This window comes from uncultured Winogradskyella sp. (assembly GCF_947498345.1).
Lineage (GTDB): Bacteria > Bacteroidota > Bacteroidia > Flavobacteriales > Flavobacteriaceae > Winogradskyella.
In genome coordinates, this window is record NZ_CANMJY010000009.1 from 84,343 (window position 1) to 101,713 (window position 17,371).

The window sequence follows — 17,371 nt, forward strand, 5'->3', positions numbered from 1 at the left end:
TTCAAAAAATTAAGTGGTCTTTTGATTTTAATTGTTTCGGGTTAACCGAATAACTTGTAATAATCTGAGGAATAATCTGCAGCTTATTCAAGATCAATTTTTCGTTTACATTCTGAATTTCATCAGAAATCTTAATAAAATAATCTACCTTTTTAAATTCTGGGACAAGATTAAAGGTTTTTAATACTTTTTCGTTAGTTTGAAATAATGTCCCCGAACTATATAAACTTGCTTCCTCTTTCTTGCACACATTAGAAATTAAGTTCCAAGTTATATATTGCGAAGTATTATTCCATTCGAAAATACTGTATGAAGATTTTAAATACTCAAAATCTAAATCATCTGGTTTGCGTTTTAAGTTTAGCTCTAAACTTTGATTAAGTAAATAAGCCAAACGGTAATCTTCTAGCCCGCAATGAATGGCAATGAGTTTGTAGGTGTCATCATAGAAATCATCAACTAGAAGTTTGTGTAAAGCCATACAGTTATAACTTTGAAATGTAAATATAGAATATAAATAGCTTAGAATAATTAACTTTTGGTTAATCTTAACCCTTAAAATCTACGAAAACGTTATAGTTTGGTAAGAATTATTAAAGACCAATTAAATAAGCTTAGTAATTTGCTTTTGGAACGCAAAAAAGGCACGTTTAGAAGCTTTTTCTTCTGCCTTTTTTTTAGATGTTGCTCTTGCTTTAGAAACAACTTTATCGTTAATACTTAATTTAACCGAGAAGTGTTTTAACTCATCATTTCCTGTGTCTTCATATACTTCGTAATCAAAAGTGTTTTTTTCTTTTTGGCACCATTCTATAAGCAAGCTTTTATAACTAATAACTTTACCTTCTAAGGTTTCAATATCTACATGCGGATTAATAACACGGTTATAGATAAACTTTTCGCAAGCTTTAAAGCCTTTATCTAAATAGATAGCACCTACCAAAGCTTCAAATAAGTTACCGTGAATATTGTTTCCAAAATTATTTTTTGGGATTCTGCTTTTTACTAAATCAATGAGCATGAGCTCTTTACCAAGTTCATTTAGATGTTCTCTACTTACCACTTTCGAACGCATTTTAGTAAGATAACCTTCATCTCCATGTGGCACTTGTTCAAAAAGATATGCTGCAATTACAGAACTTATCATTGCATCTCCAACAAACTCAAGACGTTCATAGTTAATAGGATTACCCGTTTTATCCTTAATATTCATAGAACGGTGGGTAAAGGCTTTTGTATAAAGCGATTTAGATTTTGGTTTAAAACCTAGAATATCTTTTAGTTGTAAAAAAAAATTCCCGTCTTCTTGAGTACGGGAATTTTTTAATATGTTACGAATGAAGCTCATTCGGGATTTAATCTAATTTTTTAAATAATACACAAGCGTTATGACCGCCAAATCCAAATGTATTACTCATTGCGACTTTAATATCTCGTTTCTGTGCTTTATTGAGTGTTAAATTTAATTCAGGGTCTATGTTTTCGTCAACCGTTTCGTGGTTGATTGTTGGTGGTACAATACCATGCTGCATAGCCATAATAGAAGCAATAGCCTCAATAGCTCCAGCAGCACCTAACAAGTGACCAGTCATAGATTTAGTAGAATTAATGTTTATGCTCTTAGCATGACTGCCAAATACCTCTGATATAGCTTTCAATTCGGCAACATCACCTAATGGTGTCGATGTACCGTGTGTATTAATATGATCTACATCTTCAGGATTTAATCCAGCATTTTCTAAACAATTTTTCATTACTGCAACAACACCTATACCATCAGGATGTGGTGCTGTCATGTGATAAGCATCCGAGGACAAACCTCCGCCTACAACTTCAGCGTAAATTTTAGCTCCTCTGGCTTTTGCATGTTCGTATTCTTCTAAAACAATAGAACCTGCTCCTTCGCCTAATACAAAACCATCACGGTTAGCATCAAAAGGTCTAGACGCTGTTTCTGGACTATAATTTCTAGTACTCATAGCATGCATAGCATTGAAACCTCCCATGCCTGCAATAGTTACTGCAGCTTCACTTCCGCCAGTAATTACAACATCACAATGACCTAAACGAATCGTGTTTAAGGCATCGATCATTGAATTAGCAGAAGATGCGCAAGCAGATACTGTGGTGTAGTTTGGTCCCATGAAACCATATTTAATAGATATGTTTCCTGGTGCTATATCAGCAATCATTTTTGGAATGAAACGTGGGTTAAATCGAGGTGTACCGTCACCTTTAGCATAGTTTAACATTTCTTCTTGAAATGTTTCTAAGCCTCCAATACCAGCTCCCCAAATTACTCCTACTCTCAATTTGTTTACCGCGTCAAGATCTAGTTTTGAGTCTGCTATAGCTTCATCAGAAGCAACCATGGCATACTGCGAAAACTTATCCATTTGGCGTGCCAATTTTCTATCAATAAAGTCAGTAACTTCAAAGTTTTTTACTTCACAAGCGAACTGTGTTTTGAACTTTTCAGCATCAAAATGTGTTATAGGTGCAGCACCACTCTTACCATTAACAAGACCATTCCAATATTCATCTTTGGTATTGCCAATTGGTGTAAGTGCACCTAGACCAGTAACTACGACTCGCTTTAATTCCATAAAAATAAAGTTCTTATTTTGCTTCTTCTATATAAGAAATAGCTTGACCAACTGTTGCAATGTTTTCAGCTTGATCGTCTGGGATTTGAATATCAAATTCTTTTTCAAATTCCATTATTAATTCTACAGTATCTAATGAATCTGCACCTAAGTCGTTTGTGAAGCTAGCTTCAGTTACAACTTCGTTTTCATCAACACCTAATTTGTCTACGATAATCGCTTTTACTCTTGATGCAATGTCTGACATAATCTTTTAATTTTAAGTTTTAATTAGACCGCAAAAATAAAAAACTTTATTTTAAAAATCACCTTTACCGATAAAATGTGCCTTTAAATGCAAAAAATCAGTAGAAGTATTTTGGTTTTGCGTCTAATTGTTAATTATTATTCTTTTTTTTGTTTTGAATAATAAACCAATATACCTGTAAATGAAACGTATTGTAATTTTTGCGTCCGGAAGCGGATCAAATGCTGAAAATTTAATTAAGTTTTTTCACAACAGCGATAATGCGTCTGTTATTCAGGTATTGACTAACAATCCTCATGCCAAAGTTTTAGAGCGCTGTAGAAGATTGAAAACTAGTGCATTATCGTTTAATAGAATTGCATTTTCAAAATCTAATGATGTACTAAACATTTTAAAAATAGCACAACCAGATTTAATTGTTTTAGCAGGGTTTCTCTGGAAATTCCCCGAATTTATTTTAAGGGAATTTGAAAACAAGGTTATAAATATTCATCCTGCATTACTGCCAAAATATGGGGGGAAAGGCATGTATGGTATGCATGTACATAAAGCTGTAGTAACTAACAAAGAAACTGAAACAGGTATAACCATACATTATGTAAATGAAAATTATGATGAAGGAGCCATTATTTTTCAAGCAAAATGCGAAGTCGAAACATCAGATACTGCTGAAGATGTGGCTGCTAAAATTCATAAATTAGAGATGGAACATTTTCCAAAGGTGGTTGATAAGCTACTATATAATTAAAAAATAGTTCTCGATACCTTGCTAGATTCAATTCGGACTGACGTCACTTCGAGGAAAACCAAAGTAATGAGGTTTTGTGTCGAGAAGTTATTTTAAAACCTATTAAACTTTGTCTAAAAAGAAAAAAAAATATTACACCGTTTGGAAAGGTCATAACGCAGGTGTCTTTGAGTCTTGGGATGACTGTAAAGCCCAAATTAAAGATTTTAAAGGAGCACAGTATAAATCTTTTACGACTTTTGAGGCTGCTAAAAAAGCATATAAAGAAGGACCCAAAAATTATATAGGTAAGTCCAAAACCTTTAAAAGCGAGCTGTCTGATGCGCAGCTTAAAAAAATAGGACAACCTAATTACAATTCTATTTGTGTAGATGCGGCATCGAGTGGTAATCCAGGTAAAATGGAGTACAGAGGAGTAGACACAAAAACAAAAAAGCAATTATTTATTCAAGGACCTTTTGATGAGGGTACTAACAATATTGGCGAATTCTTAGCCATAGTTCATGGTCTAGCCTTTTTAAAACAACATAATAGCGATCGTATTATCTACACAGATTCTAAAACCGCAATGAGTTGGGTGCGTAAAAAATTATGTAACTCTAAACTAGAACGTAACGCTAAGAATAAACCTGTCTTTGATTTGGTTGATCGTGCCGTAAAATGGCTCAAAAATAATCAATATACGACTGCCATAGTAAAATGGGAAACTAAAGCTTGGGGTGAAATACCTGCTGATTTCGGGAGGAAATAACAGTATTTGTAAAATTGTTTTTTACACATAAATTTTTGCATGCTAAATGCCAATTATTGGTTTTCACAAGGAATATATTTTATGTAAATTTGCACCTTAATTCAAACTTAGGTAATGGGTAAATTAGTGATTGTTGGTACAGTAGCTTTTGATGCTATTGAAACCCCTTTTGGTAAAACCGACAAAATTCTTGGGGGTGCTGGTACTTTCATAGGCTTAGCTGCTTCAAACTTCAATGTAGATTCTTCTGTAGTTTCAATTGTGGGTGGAGATTTTCCTCAAGAGTATTTAGACCTTATGTCTGATAAAAATATTGATGTTTCAGGGATTGAAATCGTAAAAGAAGGAAAAACATTCTTTTGGAGTGGTAAATACCATAACGATATGAATTCGCGAGATACCTTAGCAACAGAGTTAAATGTATTAGCAGATTTCGAACCTAAAGTGCCTGAAAATTATAAAGATGCCGAAGTAGTTATGTTAGGGAATTTGCACCCATCTGTTCAAATGAGTGTATTAAACCAAATGGCAACAAAGCCAAAAATTGTAATTCTCGATACAATGAATTTTTGGATGGATTGTGCTTTAGAAGAATTACACAACACAATTAAGCATATTGATGTCATTACTATTAATGATGAAGAGGCAAGACAATTAACTGGTGAATATTCGTTAGTGGTTGCAGCAAGAAAGATTCATGAAATGGGACCAAAATATGTAGTTATTAAAAAAGGGGAACATGGCGCATTATTGTTTCATGATGATAATGTATTCTATGCGCCTGCTTTACCATTAGAAGAAGTATTTGACCCAACAGGTGCTGGTGATACTTTTGCTGGTGGTTTTGCCGGTTACTTAGCCAAAACTTCTGATTATTCCTTTGAGAATATGAAAAAGGCTGTAATATATGGCTCAACCCTTGCGTCCTTCTGTGTAGAAAAGTTTGGTACAGAACGAATGCAAAACCTAACGGCTTCTGAAATACATAAACGTTTAGACCAATTTAAAAGTCTAACACAATTTGAAATAGAATTAACTTAAAACCTGCGCGCTCAAAATTGAGCGCGTTTTTTATTATATAACATGAGTGATGCTTTAAAACATGAGTGTGGGATAGCACTTATTAGACTTTTAAAACCATTAGAATATTATAAAGAGAAATACGGAAGTGCATTTTATGGTGTTAACAAAATGTACTTAATGATGGAGAAGCAGCACAACCGTGGGCAGGATGGTGCTGGTTTTGCGAGTATTAAATTAGACACCAACCCAGGTGAACGCTACATTAGTAGAGTACGATCTATTGCTCAGCAACCTATACAAGATATTTTTTCGCAAATTAATGAGCGTATAAACCTAGAGTTAACACAACATCCAAACTATCAAGACGATGTCGCTTTGCAAAAAAGGCATATTCCCTATGTAGGAGAACTTTTATTGGGTCATGTTCGTTATGGCACTTTTGGAAAAAATAGTGTAGAAAGTGTTCATCCGTTTTTAAGGCAAAACAACTGGATGCACAGAAACCTCATTGTAGCGGGTAACTTTAATATGACCAATGTAAATGAGCTCTTTGATAACTTGGTTGAAATTGGACAACATCCTAAAGAAAAAGCTGATACTATTACAGTAATGGAAAAAATAGGTCATTTTTTAGATGATGCTGTTTCTAAAATATATAAAGACCTTAAAAGAGAAGGGTATTCAAAAATAGAATGCTCTCCTTTAATAGCTGAGCGATTAAAAGTGCACAAAATTTTAAAGCGTGCAGCAAAAAATTGGGATGGTGGCTATGCTATGGCTGGGTTACTAGGTCACGGTGATTCATTTGTACTGAGAGATCCTGCGGGTATTAGACCTGCTTATTATTATAAAGATGATGAGGTCGTTGTTGTCGCTTCTGAGCGACCAGTAATACAAACGGTATTTAATGTACCTTTTGAAGATGTTAAGGAGTTAGATCCTGGTCATGCTATTATTACAAAAAAGTCGGGCTCTACTGCTATTAAAAAAATATTAGAGCCCCTAGAGCGAAAAGCGTGTTCGTTTGAACGCATTTATTTTTCTAGAGGAAGTGATGCAGAAATTTACGAAGAACGAAAAGAACTAGGTAGATTATTAATGCCAAAGGTTCTTGAAGCTATAGATAACGATACAAAGAATACAGTATTTTCTTTTATTCCTAACACAGCCGAAACGTCTTTCTTTGGAATGATTGATACAGTAGAAGAGCACCTTAATCATAAGAAAACACAAGCCATACTTAAAGGACAAAGGGAGTTGTCAGCTAAGAAAGTTGAAGAAATTTTATCCGAAAGACCAAGAATAGAAAAAATAGCAATTAAGGATGTTAAGCTAAGAACCTTCATTACTGAAGACAGTAGTCGAGATGATTTAGTTGCCCATGTTTACGATGTTACATATGGTGTTATAAAACCTTCGGATAATTTAGTAATTATTGATGATAGTATTGTTAGGGGAACAACGCTAAAAAAGAGTATCATTAAAATGATGGATCGTTTAAATCCAAAGAAAATAGTTGTTGTTTCCTCAGCGCCTCAAATTCGCTATCCAGACTGTTATGGTATTGATATGGCTAATCTTGAAAGCCTTGTCGCCTTTAGAGCAGCTTTAGAACTTTTAAAAGACCATAATAAATACCATATTATAGAAGAGGTTTATCAAAAATGCTTAAAACAAGTACATCTAAAAGATAAAAATGTTGTGAACTATGTTAAAGAGGTTTATGATAATTTTACGGATGAACAAATCTCAGGTAAGATTTCAGAATTGCTTAGCGATGAAGATGTTAATGCAGAGGTGAAGATTATTTTTCAACCAGTAGATAATCTTCATAAGGCTTGTCCAAAAAACTTGGGCGATTGGTACTTTACAGGTAATTACCCTACAGTTGGTGGTAATCGAGTAGTCAATAGAGCATTTATTAATTTTTACGAAGGAAATAAAGAACGTGCTTATTAATTATCACTCAAATTAACGTTTAATCCGAAAAAATAGGTATTTCACCCAAGAAATAGGTATTTCATCCATTATATGTATTGTTTTAACAAATAACATTTACATTGGTATCACCATAACATAAGTAGGTTAAGTTCATGGTAGATTTGGGGCAAAAAAAGGTGAACATTGTTCACCTTTTTTTATAGATATAATTAAAGTAAAACTTTAAGTAAATTAAAAGTTGTTAGTCTTGTTTCATAGCTAAAGCTAGTTTAATCATAGAGGTTTCCACGCTTAGACTAATATATAGGTCGTTTATCCAATAAATTTACGAGTTAAAATAATGTAAACTTATATTTGACTCACCATAACATAAGTAGGTTAAGTTTATGGTAGATTTGGGGCAAAAAAGGTGAACTCTCTGTTCACCTTTTTTCATTTTATACCAGTGTTAGGCTGGTATCTTTCATTTTAGCTTTTCTTATTTTTAAATCTTAAAAACACTCAAAATAATAAAATCCAAGCCTATACAAGCTTGGATTTTATTTCTATAATAGTAAGTTCTTAAACTTTATTTAGCTTCAGCATAACGTCTTTCAACTTCATTCCAATTGATTACTTTAAAGAAAGCGTCTATATAGTCAGGTCTTCTATTTTGGTAATTTAAGTAATAAGCGTGTTCCCAAACATCTAAGCCTAAAATTGGTGTGCCACCACATGTAACACCAGGCATTAATGGGTTATCTTGATTTGGCGTAGAACACACTTCTACTTTTCCTCCTTTATGTACACACAACCAAGCCCATCCAGAACCAAATTGTGTTGCAGCTGCCTTAGAAAAAGCCTCAACAAATGCCTCTTTAGATCCAAACTCAGCTTCTATGGCATCTTTTAAATCTCCTGAAAGATAACCTCGGTCTTCTGGATTCATCACTTCCCAAAACAATGAATGATTGTAAAAACCGCCACCATTATTTCTCACACCAGAATTACTCATGTCTAGATTGGTCAAAATATCTTTAATAGATTTCCCTTCCAAATCTGTTCCTTCAATCGCTGCATTCAATTTTGTTGTATATCCATTATGATGCTTAGAATGATGTATTTCCATAGTGCGTGCGTCAATATGAGGTTCTAAAGCATCGTATGCGTATTTTAATTTTGGTAGTTCAAAAGCCATGATATTTATGTTTTAGTGTTAAAAAATTAAATTTTAACAAAATTACAATTTTGAAAACAAGATTTTCCAAATTAATTATTAAGATTACCTATTTTGGTATAAAATTTATCTTTTTTGCAAAATTCAGCTTTTAAAATATATAATGCTTCCGCAGGTAGTGGTAAAACATTTACGCTAGCGAAATCTTATATTAAAATATTGGTAGCCGCTAAAAATTATGACCAGTTTAAATCTATTCTTGCGATAACATTTACTAACAAAGCGGTTGGTGAAATGAAAGCTCGCATTATTAATATGTTAATAGGCTTTGCTTTAGAAGAAAGTTTTAGTGCTCCTCATCCTATGTTTACAGCCATATGCGATGAAATGTCTATAACACCTAAATACCTTCATGATAAATCCAAACATATACTTAAACATATTATCCACAACTATGGCGCTTTTGATATTTCTACGATAGATGGTTTTACGCATCGGGTTATTAGAACCTTTGCTCACGATCTTCAGCTTTCTGTAAACTTTGAGGTAGAGCTCGATCAAGAGCGATTGCTAAACGAAGCTGTTGATAGTTTAATAGCAAAAGCAGGAAGTGATGATCAACTCACCCAAGTACTTGTTGATTTTGCAATTGAAAAAGCAGATGATGATAAAAGCTGGGATATCAGTTACGATTTCAATAAAATCGCAAAGCTTCTGGTAAGCGAAAATGATTTACCAGCGATTGAGACTTTAAAAGATAAAACGTTTGAAGATTTTAAGCAATTAAAATATCAATTAGTAAGTAAGATTGAGGTGTTAGAAAAAGAAATTAAAAAGACTGCTGATAATGTATTAAAATTAATAGAAACGTGTAATCTACAATTTGATGATTTTAATAGAAAATCGCTTCCTAACCATTTTAAAAACCTAAGCCAAAACAAAATTGATATAAGCTTTAATACGTCTTGGCAAAACGATTTAATAGAAGGCAATGTACTTTCTCCAAAACGAGTTACAGATACTATAGCGTCTATTATTGAGAATATTCAGCCAAACCTGGCGGAAGCCTTTCTTAAAACCAAATCTTTGGTTTATGAACTAAAGTTAAAAAAAGGATTTTATAAACATATTACACCACTTTCTGTTTTAAATGCAATTAAAAATGAATTAAATGCATTAAAGGAAGACCAAAATAAAATGCTTATCTCTGAGTTTAATAAAATTATAAGTGCAGAGATAAAAGACCAACCAACTCCATTTATTTATGAACGTCTGGGAGAAAAATTTAAGCACTATTTTATAGATGAATTTCAGGATACATCAAAAAAGCAATGGGAGAATTTAGTTCCCCTTTTAGATAATGCCTTATCCGCTTCAAACGGTTCTGCGATGATAGTTGGAGATGCTAAACAAGCTATTTACAGGTGGCGCGGAGGTGAAGCGGAGCAATTTATGGATCTTTACAACCAAGTACAAAATCCGTTTCAGATTGAAGCCGAAATATTAGCACTTGACACCAATTATAGAAGCGCAAAAGCGATTATAAAATTTAACAATGCGTTCTTTAAATATTTAGGCGAAAATTATTTAACAGATAAGGACTATGGGAAGCTTTACGAAACTGCAAAACAAAAAGCAAAAAGAGATATAGAAGGCTACGTTAATTTCACGTTTTTAGAAACTGAAAAAAATGAGGATAATACTGAGCTATATACTTCTAAAGTTTTTAAAACCATTGAAGAATGTCAAAAAAATGGCTTTGCTTTAAATGATATTTGTGTTATTGTTAGGAAAAGAAAAGAAGGTATTACTATTGCTAATTATCTTAGTGAAAAAGGTATTAGAATCACTTCTTCAGAAACCTTGCTTTTAAAGAATTCAGATAAAATTAATTTTATTGATTCGTTTTTAAAGCTATTAATTCAGCCTAATAATGATTTGTTAAAAATCAAAGTCTTGTCGTTTTTAGCAGAGAAAAATAAGATTGAAGACAAGCACACCTTCTTTGTAAAACACCTAAAGACAAATCTTAATGATATGTTTGAAAGTCTTAAGGCTATAAATGTTATAATTCATAAAAATAAGTTACTTCGATTACCGCTTTACGAACTTGTTGAGCACCTTCTAAGAGTTTTTAATCTTCATAATGCTTCTGATGCTTACCTTCAGTTTTATATGGATGCTGTCTTAGAGTTTACACAAAAACAAAATTCAGATTTAGCCGCTTTTTTAGAGTATTTTGAAAAGAAAAAAGATAGCCTTAGTGTCATTTCAACAAATGATATGAATGCGGTAAAAATAATGACAATCCATAAGTCTAAAGGGCTTGAGTTTCCTGTTGTGATTTTCCCTTTTGCAGACCTTAACATTTATAGAGAATTAGAACCTAAAGTCTGGTTTTCTGTTGAAAAAGATATGCATCACAATTTCGAAACTTTACTTCTTAATTATAATAAAGATCTAGAGTATTTTGGTAATGTTGGTAAACAGCTATACGATACTCGTCAATCGCAATTAGAGTTAGATAACATCAATTTATTATATGTTGTTTTAACCAGATCTGTTGAGCAGCTATACGTAATTTCAAAAAAAGATATCAATTCAAAAGGAGAAGCCAATGTTAGCACATATTCAGGAATGTTTATTTCCTACCTACAAAATATAGGCAAATGGAGAGATAACAAATTAACTTATAGCTTTGGCAAATTAACCTCAAAAAATCACAAACAAGAAAAAGAAGAGATATCTAAACTACTCAAAATTATCTCAGTACCTAAAGAAGCTCATAATCTAAATATCATTACAAAATCTGGATTGTTATGGGACACTAAACAACAAAGCGCAATAGAGCGTGGTAATTTAGTGCATTTCATTATGTCAAAGATTAAAACAATCGAAGATATTGATTTTACATTCAATGATTTGGTCGCTTCTGGAGAGGTTTCAAAGAGTTATATGACGGAATTAAAACTATTAGTGCTAAAGGTAATTGAACACCCAAAACTAGAGCCATATTTTAAAGATAATTTTAAGATCTATAATGAAAGAGATATCATTACCAGCACGGGCCAACTATTGAGACCAGATCGTTTAAATATCAGTTCAAACAATGAAGCTGTAATCATAGATTATAAAACTGGAGAACAAAAACCATCACATAGATTACAGCTTAATAAATACGAAACTGTTTTAAATGAAATGAATATGAAAGTTATGCGCAAAATTTTGGTTTACATAAATGATACTATTGATGTCATTGAAGTCTAATTTTTACATAGTATCTTTGTTGTAACTAACACAAAAAATCATGTACGGAAATATAAAAATACATCTACAACAAGAAATAGAATCCATTAAAGAAGCAGGGCTTTTTAAAGAAGAACGTATTATAACCTCACCTCAAGGTGCTGAAATTACACTAAGTACAGGACAAAAAGTTTTAAATTTCTGCGCTAATAATTACTTAGGCTTATCATCACACCCAGATGTAATACAAGCGGCAAAGGATACAATGGATTCTCATGGATATGGGATGTCTTCGGTACGATTTATTTGTGGCACACAAGATATACATAAGGAATTAGAGCAAAAAATTGCTGCTTTTTATGGTACAGAAGATACTATATTATACGCAGCAGCTTTTGATGCTAATGGTGGTGTTTTTGAACCGCTATTAACTAAGGAAGACGCTATTATTTCAGATGCGCTAAATCACGCTTCAATTATTGACGGTGTAAGACTATGTAAAGCAGCTCGATATCGTTATCAAAATAATGATATGATAGATTTAGAAAAACAACTTATTGCTGCTAATGAAAATGGTACGCGTTTCAAAATAATAGTTACAGATGGGGTGTTTTCTATGGATGGCTTGGTAGCACCATTGGATAAAATCTGTGATTTAGCTGATCGATATGATGCTATGGTAATGATAGACGAGTGCCATGCTACAGGCTTTATAGGCGAAACAGGTATCGGTACATTAGAAGAAAAAGGGGTTCTGGGAAGAATTGATATTATTACTGGTACTTTAGGTAAAGCAATGGGTGGTGCTATGGGGGGTTATACTACCGCCAAAAAAGAGATTATTGAAATTTTACGTCAACGTTCTAGACCTTATTTGTTTTCAAACTCGTTAGCGCCTGCAATTGTAGGAGCATCTATCAAAGTTTTTGATATGCTCAAAAAAGACACTTCATTAAGAGATAAAGTAGATTGGAATACAAAATATTTCAAAAAAGGAATGAAAGATGCAGGTTTTGATATTGTTGATGGGGATTCTGCAATTGTACCAGTGATGTTATATGATGCTAAATTGTCTCAAACTATGGCAAATATGTTATTAGATGAAGGGGTGTATGTGATAGGTTTCTTTTATCCTGTGGTGCCTAAAGAAAAAGCAAGAATTAGAGTACAATTATCTGCAGCACATAATAAAGACCAACTAGATAAAGCAATTTCAGCCTTTATCAAGGTAGGGAAAACATTAGAAATTATTTAAAATGGTTACAAACTCGCTATTTTAGGGCGATATAACAATATTTTTATATATTTGTCTTTGTTAATAGTATTTAACAACTTACATTTGTCAACAATTAACACTTAAAATTAAAATTAATTAGAATATGAAAAATCTTAGCAGATTACTTTTTGTCGCAGTGCTTCTTATGAGTTTTAGCACTACACATGGTCAAGACAAGAACAATCCATGGGCTATAACAATTGGAATGAATGCGGTTGACCCATATCCAGTTGGTGAAGACGCGCCTCAAGGAGATTATTTTGACGAATACTTTAACGCAACTGATCATTGGAATGTTGTTCCATCGCTATCTACATTATCTGTATCTAGATATTTAAGCGACGGTTTTACTTTTACTGCTACGGGATCGTTTAATAGAATTGATAAATTTGGAACCAATTTAAATCCTGATGGAACTGAAGCTGGAACAAATAAAGTTAATGACTTAACGTATTATGGTGTTGACGGTAGAGTATCATACAGCTTTATGAAATTAATTAAGTCTAAAAGTTTAGATCCTTCTTTAGGTGTTGGTGGTGGTTACACTTGGTTAGATGAAATAGGAGCTGGTACACTTAATGGATCTGTAGGTCTTACATATTGGTTCAGTGATAAAGTAGGACTTAATGCACAATCTACTTATAAGCATGCTTTCGAAGATTATTTACCTAAGCATTTCCAACATTCTATTGGTGTAACATTTAAGTTTGGTGGAACTGATACTGATGGTGATGGTATATATGACCAAGATGATGCTTGTCCTGAAGAAGCTGGTTTAGAAATTTTTAATGGATGCCCAGATTCTGATAATGATGGTATTCAAGATTCTAAAGACGATTGTCCTAATACTGCTGGTTTAGCTGAATTTAATGGTTGCCCAGATGGTGATGGTGATGGTGTTATGGATAAAGATGATAAGTGTCCTACAGTTGCTGGTTTAAAATCTCTTATGGGTTGTCCAGATGCTGATGGTGATGGTGTTGCTGATGGTGATGATAACTGTCCTAACGAATCAGGTCCTGCAGCTAATAATGGTTGCCCTTGGCCAGATACTGATGGTGATGGTATATTAGACAAAGACGATAAGTGTCCTAACGAAGCTGGTACTGCTGCTAACAATGGTTGTCCAGAAGTTAAGCCTACTCAAGAAGTTATCGATACTTTAAATAGTTATGCAAGAACCATATTATTTGATACAGGTAAAGCATCTTTCAAAAAAGAAACTGACCAAGTATTACAAGCTATGGTAGCGATATTCAAAGAATACCCAAGAGCCGATTTTGCAATAGAAGGTCATACGGATAGTGTAGGTTCTAAGTCTACAAATCAAGCTTTATCTGAAAGAAGAGCTAATGCAGTAAGAGATTACTTAATCGCTAACGGAATTAGTGCTGACAGATTGACTGCTGCTGGTTATGGTGAAGATAACCCAATTGCTACTAACAAAACTAGAGCTGGTCGAAAAGAAAACAGACGTGTAGAGGTTAAGTTGAAAAACTAATAATATCTCAAACAAAATAAAATACATTTTAAAAACGCTCCGAATTCCGGAGCGTTTTTTATTTTTATAAAATGATAAGTTTTATAAAAACTGTATTGCTAGATCTAAAAGCAAAAGAAACTAAACTCGAAGATCTATACTTTATCCTCCCAAGCAAGCGTGCAGGTGTTTTTTTAAAACATCAACTTTCGACATTATTAGAATACCCTATTTTCTCTCCTCAGATCCTTAGTATAGAAGAGTTTGTAGAAGATCTGTCTGGTCTTCAAAAGCTTTCAAATGCAGATTTACTTTTTAGATTTTACGATTCATATAAAACGTTAACTCCAAAAGTAGATCAAGAACCTTTTGAATCGTTTACTAAGTGGGCACAAATGTTATTACAAGATTTTAATGAGATCGACCGTTTTCTTGTTCCACAAGAACATATTTTTGACTATTTACATGCTATTAAAGAATTACACCATTGGTCTTTAGAAAATGAGCAAACAGACTTAATAAAAAACCATTTACAGTTTTGGAGTAAACTTAAGGAGTATTATCTAATATTTACGGAAAAATTATTACAATCTAAACTAGGTTACCAAGGCTTGATTTATAGAGAAGCTGCTGAAAACCTAGAAATCTATATAGAAAATAACAAATATAAGCATCATGTATTCATGGGTTTTAATGCTCTTAATACAGCAGAGTCACAAATTATACAAGGTTTACTACAAAATGATTTAGCTCACATTTATTGGGATATTGATAAAGTGTTTACTGATGATGATATACATAGCGCTGGGCTATTTATAAGAGCACATAGAAACCAATGGAATTATTTTAAAAAACAATCTTTTAATTGGGTAACCCCTCACTATAGTGAACCTAAAAACATACAAGTTATTGGCATTCCTAAACTTGTAGGTCAGGCAAAATATATTGGGCAAATATTAGAGGATATTAGTTTACATAATAAAGAACTTAAGAGTGTAGCTATTGTCTTAGGCGAAGAACATCTGTTAATGCCTGTGCTCAATTCTATCCCTAATAATGTACCTCAGCTTAATATTACCATGGGTTTGCCATTAAAATTTGTTCCTTTGGCATCATTATTTGAACAACTTTTTTCTATTCATAGACATAAGACAGATAAATTTTACTTTAAAGATATTATAGATATCGTTTCTCATCCATCAATTTACAATCTGTTTGAAATAAACCATAAAAACTCATCTAATGCCATAGTTGAGCATATTCAAAAGAATAACTTGGTTTATGTTACTACTCAAGAACTAAAACAGATTGCCAATAATACTTCTGATGAGCTTATTGAGTTACTATTTCATTCCTGGGAAGACAAACCTAAAATAGGCTTGGTCAATTGCTTAAATATCATTTTAAGGATTAAAAAGCATCTAAGCGAAAACAAAAACATTAACCGTTTAGAATTAGAATATTTATATAGATTTAATACTTTGTTTAATCAGTTATTAGAGTTAAACTATAATTACGGCTATCTTAATTCGGTTAGCTCAGCATATAGTATTTATAGAGAATTATTAAGTGTAGAAACTTTAGATTTCAAAGGTGAACCACTCGAAGGTCTTCAGGTTATGGGTATGCTTGAGTCACGTGTTTTAGATTTCGAAACCGTTATTATAAGTTCTGTTAACGAAGGTATTCTCCCATCAGGAAAAACCAACAATTCCTTTATTCCTTTTGATGTAAAAATAGAAAACAACTTACCTACTTATAAGGAGAAAGATGCTGTCTATACGTATCATTTTTTTAGACTCTTGCAGCGTGCCAAAAATGTTTATATCCTTTATAATACAGAAGTTGATGCCCTAAAGGGAGGTGAGAAAAGTAGGTTTATCACTCAATTAGAAATAGAAAGGATACACCATATAAAACATTATGTAATTTCACAAGAAGTTCCAGTTATAGAAAAAAAGTTACAACATATATCTAAAACCCAATCTGTATTAGACAAATTAAAGGATCTGTCTTTAAAAGGGTTTTCTCCATCTTCTTTAACTAACTACATAAGAAACCCTATTGATTTTTACTACGAGAAAATACTTGAGATTAAAGAATTTGAAGATGTTGAAGAAACTATAGCTGCCAATACCCTAGGATCAGTAATCCATAATACATTAGAAGATTTTTACAAACCTTTAGAAGGGAATTTTTTAACGCTAGAGCATTTAAATACGTTTAAATCTAAAATTGAAAAAAAGGTAACTAAGCATTTTAAAGCTTTGTACAAATATGGGGATTTTACACAAGGTAAAAACCTTATCATTTTTGAAATAGCTCAACGTTATATTTCTAATTTTATTAATTCTGAAATTGAAAGTTTAAAACTAGGAAATGAAATAAAAATTATAGCTATTGAGACAAATAATACTATAGAGTTAAAAATTGAAGGTATAGATTTTAATGTTAAACTCACTGGAAAAGTAGATAGAGTAGACCAGTTTAATGGTGTAACAAGAGTTATTGACTATAAATCCGGGAAAGTGGAGCAAAACAAAGTTGAGCTTGTCAATTGGGAAGATTTAACGACAGATTATAATAAATATAGTAAATCCTTTCAAGTGCTATGTTATGCCTACATGATGCATCAAAAGCGAAAGATACAATTGCCTGTCGAAGCAGGTATTATATCATTTAAAAATCTTAATGCTGGATTTTTAAAGTTTGGCAAAAAACAGTCAGCTTTTAGCAGGATAAAAGAACAATTAATTGCGGAAGAAACATTAAACAATTTTGAAATTGAACTAAAAAAACTCATTTTAGAAATCTGTAATCCAGACATAGATTTTATTGAAAAAGAAATGGATTGATACAAATAGAAAAAAATATCATATTCAAAAGGTAAAGTAAGA

13 protein-coding genes are annotated in these 17,371 nt (G+C 32.5%); 8 read left to right on the forward strand and 5 right to left on the reverse strand.

Going from position 1 to position 17,371, the window contains the following annotated elements; translation table 11 throughout:
- Position 1 precedes the first annotated feature (1 nt).
- The 4 genes from Q0912_RS12755 to Q0912_RS12770 all read right to left on the reverse strand — a co-directional run bounded on the left by Q0912_RS12755 (position 2) and on the right by Q0912_RS12770 (position 2,853).
- Positions 2–481, reverse strand: a complete 480-nt coding sequence (locus Q0912_RS12755; RefSeq protein ID WP_299115664.1) for an IPExxxVDY family protein — start codon at positions 479–481, stop codon at positions 2–4.
- Positions 482–604: 123 nt separating this feature from the next.
- Entirely contained in the window at positions 605–1,348 is a 744-nt protein-coding gene (rnc, locus tag Q0912_RS12760; RefSeq protein ID WP_299115666.1) for a ribonuclease III, read from the reverse strand.
- A gap of 7 nt (positions 1,349–1,355) precedes the next feature.
- Positions 1,356–2,606 carry a beta-ketoacyl-ACP synthase II gene (gene fabF / locus Q0912_RS12765; RefSeq protein WP_299115668.1) on the reverse strand — a complete coding sequence of 417 codons (1,251 nt, stop codon included), beginning with the start codon at positions 2,604–2,606 and terminating at the stop codon, positions 1,356–1,358.
- A gap of 13 nt (positions 2,607–2,619) precedes the next feature.
- Positions 2,620–2,853 carry an acyl carrier protein gene (locus tag Q0912_RS12770; RefSeq protein ID WP_008269813.1) on the reverse strand — a complete coding sequence of 78 codons (234 nt, stop codon included), beginning with the start codon at positions 2,851–2,853 and terminating at the stop codon, positions 2,620–2,622.
- Positions 2,854–3,034: 181 nt separating this feature from the next.
- Here Q0912_RS12770 and Q0912_RS12775 point away from each other — a divergent pair, with 181 nt between their 5' ends.
- The 4 genes from Q0912_RS12775 to Q0912_RS12790 all read left to right on the forward strand — a co-directional run bounded on the left by Q0912_RS12775 (position 3,035) and on the right by Q0912_RS12790 (position 7,334).
- Positions 3,035–3,601 carry a phosphoribosylglycinamide formyltransferase gene (locus Q0912_RS12775; RefSeq protein ID WP_299115670.1) on the forward strand — a complete coding sequence of 189 codons (567 nt, stop codon included), beginning with the start codon at positions 3,035–3,037 and terminating at the stop codon, positions 3,599–3,601.
- 109 nt (positions 3,602–3,710) lie between these two features.
- A complete protein-coding gene (locus Q0912_RS12780; protein WP_299115672.1) occupies positions 3,711–4,352 on the forward strand; it encodes a ribonuclease H family protein in 642 nt (213 codons plus the stop codon).
- Positions 4,353–4,466: 114 nt separating this feature from the next.
- The gene (locus Q0912_RS12785) at positions 4,467–5,393 is read left to right on the forward strand and encodes a PfkB family carbohydrate kinase (protein ID WP_299115674.1); all 927 of its coding nucleotides are present in this window, start codon (positions 4,467–4,469) and stop codon (positions 5,391–5,393) included.
- Between the two features lie 42 nt (positions 5,394–5,435).
- Positions 5,436–7,334 (forward strand): amidophosphoribosyltransferase, encoded by a 1,899-nt coding sequence (locus tag Q0912_RS12790; RefSeq protein ID WP_299115676.1) that lies wholly within the window; start codon positions 5,436–5,438, stop codon positions 7,332–7,334.
- Between the two features lie 550 nt (positions 7,335–7,884).
- Here Q0912_RS12790 and Q0912_RS12795 read toward each other — a convergent pair.
- Complete coding sequence (locus tag Q0912_RS12795) at positions 7,885–8,493, reverse strand: superoxide dismutase (protein WP_299115678.1); 609 nt, start codon at positions 8,491–8,493, stop codon at positions 7,885–7,887.
- Between the two features lie 114 nt (positions 8,494–8,607).
- Here Q0912_RS12795 and Q0912_RS12800 point away from each other — a divergent pair, with 114 nt between their 5' ends.
- The 4 genes from Q0912_RS12800 to Q0912_RS12815 all read left to right on the forward strand — a co-directional run bounded on the left by Q0912_RS12800 (position 8,608) and on the right by Q0912_RS12815 (position 17,329).
- A complete protein-coding gene (locus Q0912_RS12800) occupies positions 8,608–11,739 on the forward strand; it encodes a UvrD-helicase domain-containing protein (protein ID WP_299115680.1) in 3,132 nt (1,043 codons plus the stop codon).
- Between the two features lie 40 nt (positions 11,740–11,779).
- Positions 11,780–12,973, forward strand: a complete 1,194-nt coding sequence (gene kbl, locus Q0912_RS12805) for a glycine C-acetyltransferase (protein WP_299115682.1) — start codon at positions 11,780–11,782, stop codon at positions 12,971–12,973.
- 124 nt (positions 12,974–13,097) lie between these two features.
- Positions 13,098–14,495: an OmpA family protein gene (locus Q0912_RS12810; protein WP_299115684.1), complete on the forward strand. Its 1,398-nt coding sequence runs from the start codon at positions 13,098–13,100 to the stop codon at positions 14,493–14,495.
- A 71-nt stretch (positions 14,496–14,566) separates the two neighbouring features.
- Complete coding sequence (locus Q0912_RS12815; protein ID WP_299115686.1) at positions 14,567–17,329, forward strand: PD-(D/E)XK nuclease family protein; 2,763 nt, start codon at positions 14,567–14,569, stop codon at positions 17,327–17,329.
- Positions 17,330–17,371 lie beyond the last annotated feature (42 nt).

Bases quoted from the DNA above. Each gene is read 5' to 3' on its own strand.
- Q0912_RS12785 (WP_299115674.1), top strand. From the start codon at position 4,467: ATGGGTAAATTAGTGATTGTTGGTACAGTAGCTTTTGATGCTATTGAA.
- Q0912_RS12775 (WP_299115670.1), top strand. From the start codon at position 3,035: ATGAAACGTATTGTAATTTTTGCGTCCGGAAGCGGATCAAATGCTGAA.
- Q0912_RS12770 (WP_008269813.1), bottom strand. From the start codon at position 2,853: ATGTCAGACATTGCATCAAGAGTAAAAGCGATTATCGTAGACAAATTA.
- kbl (WP_299115682.1), top strand. From the start codon at position 11,780: ATGTACGGAAATATAAAAATACATCTACAACAAGAAATAGAATCCATT.
- Q0912_RS12810 (WP_299115684.1), top strand. From the start codon at position 13,098: ATGAAAAATCTTAGCAGATTACTTTTTGTCGCAGTGCTTCTTATGAGT.
- Q0912_RS12795 (WP_299115678.1), bottom strand. From the start codon at position 8,493: ATGGCTTTTGAACTACCAAAATTAAAATACGCATACGATGCTTTAGAA.
- fabF (WP_299115668.1), bottom strand. From the start codon at position 2,606: ATGGAATTAAAGCGAGTCGTAGTTACTGGTCTAGGTGCACTTACACCA.
- Q0912_RS12790 (WP_299115676.1), top strand. From the start codon at position 5,436: ATGAGTGATGCTTTAAAACATGAGTGTGGGATAGCACTTATTAGACTT.
- Q0912_RS12815 (WP_299115686.1), top strand. From the start codon at position 14,567: ATGATAAGTTTTATAAAAACTGTATTGCTAGATCTAAAAGCAAAAGAA.
- rnc (WP_299115666.1), bottom strand. From the start codon at position 1,348: ATGAGCTTCATTCGTAACATATTAAAAAATTCCCGTACTCAAGAAGAC.
- Q0912_RS12755 (WP_299115664.1), bottom strand. From the start codon at position 481: ATGGCTTTACACAAACTTCTAGTTGATGATTTCTATGATGACACCTAC.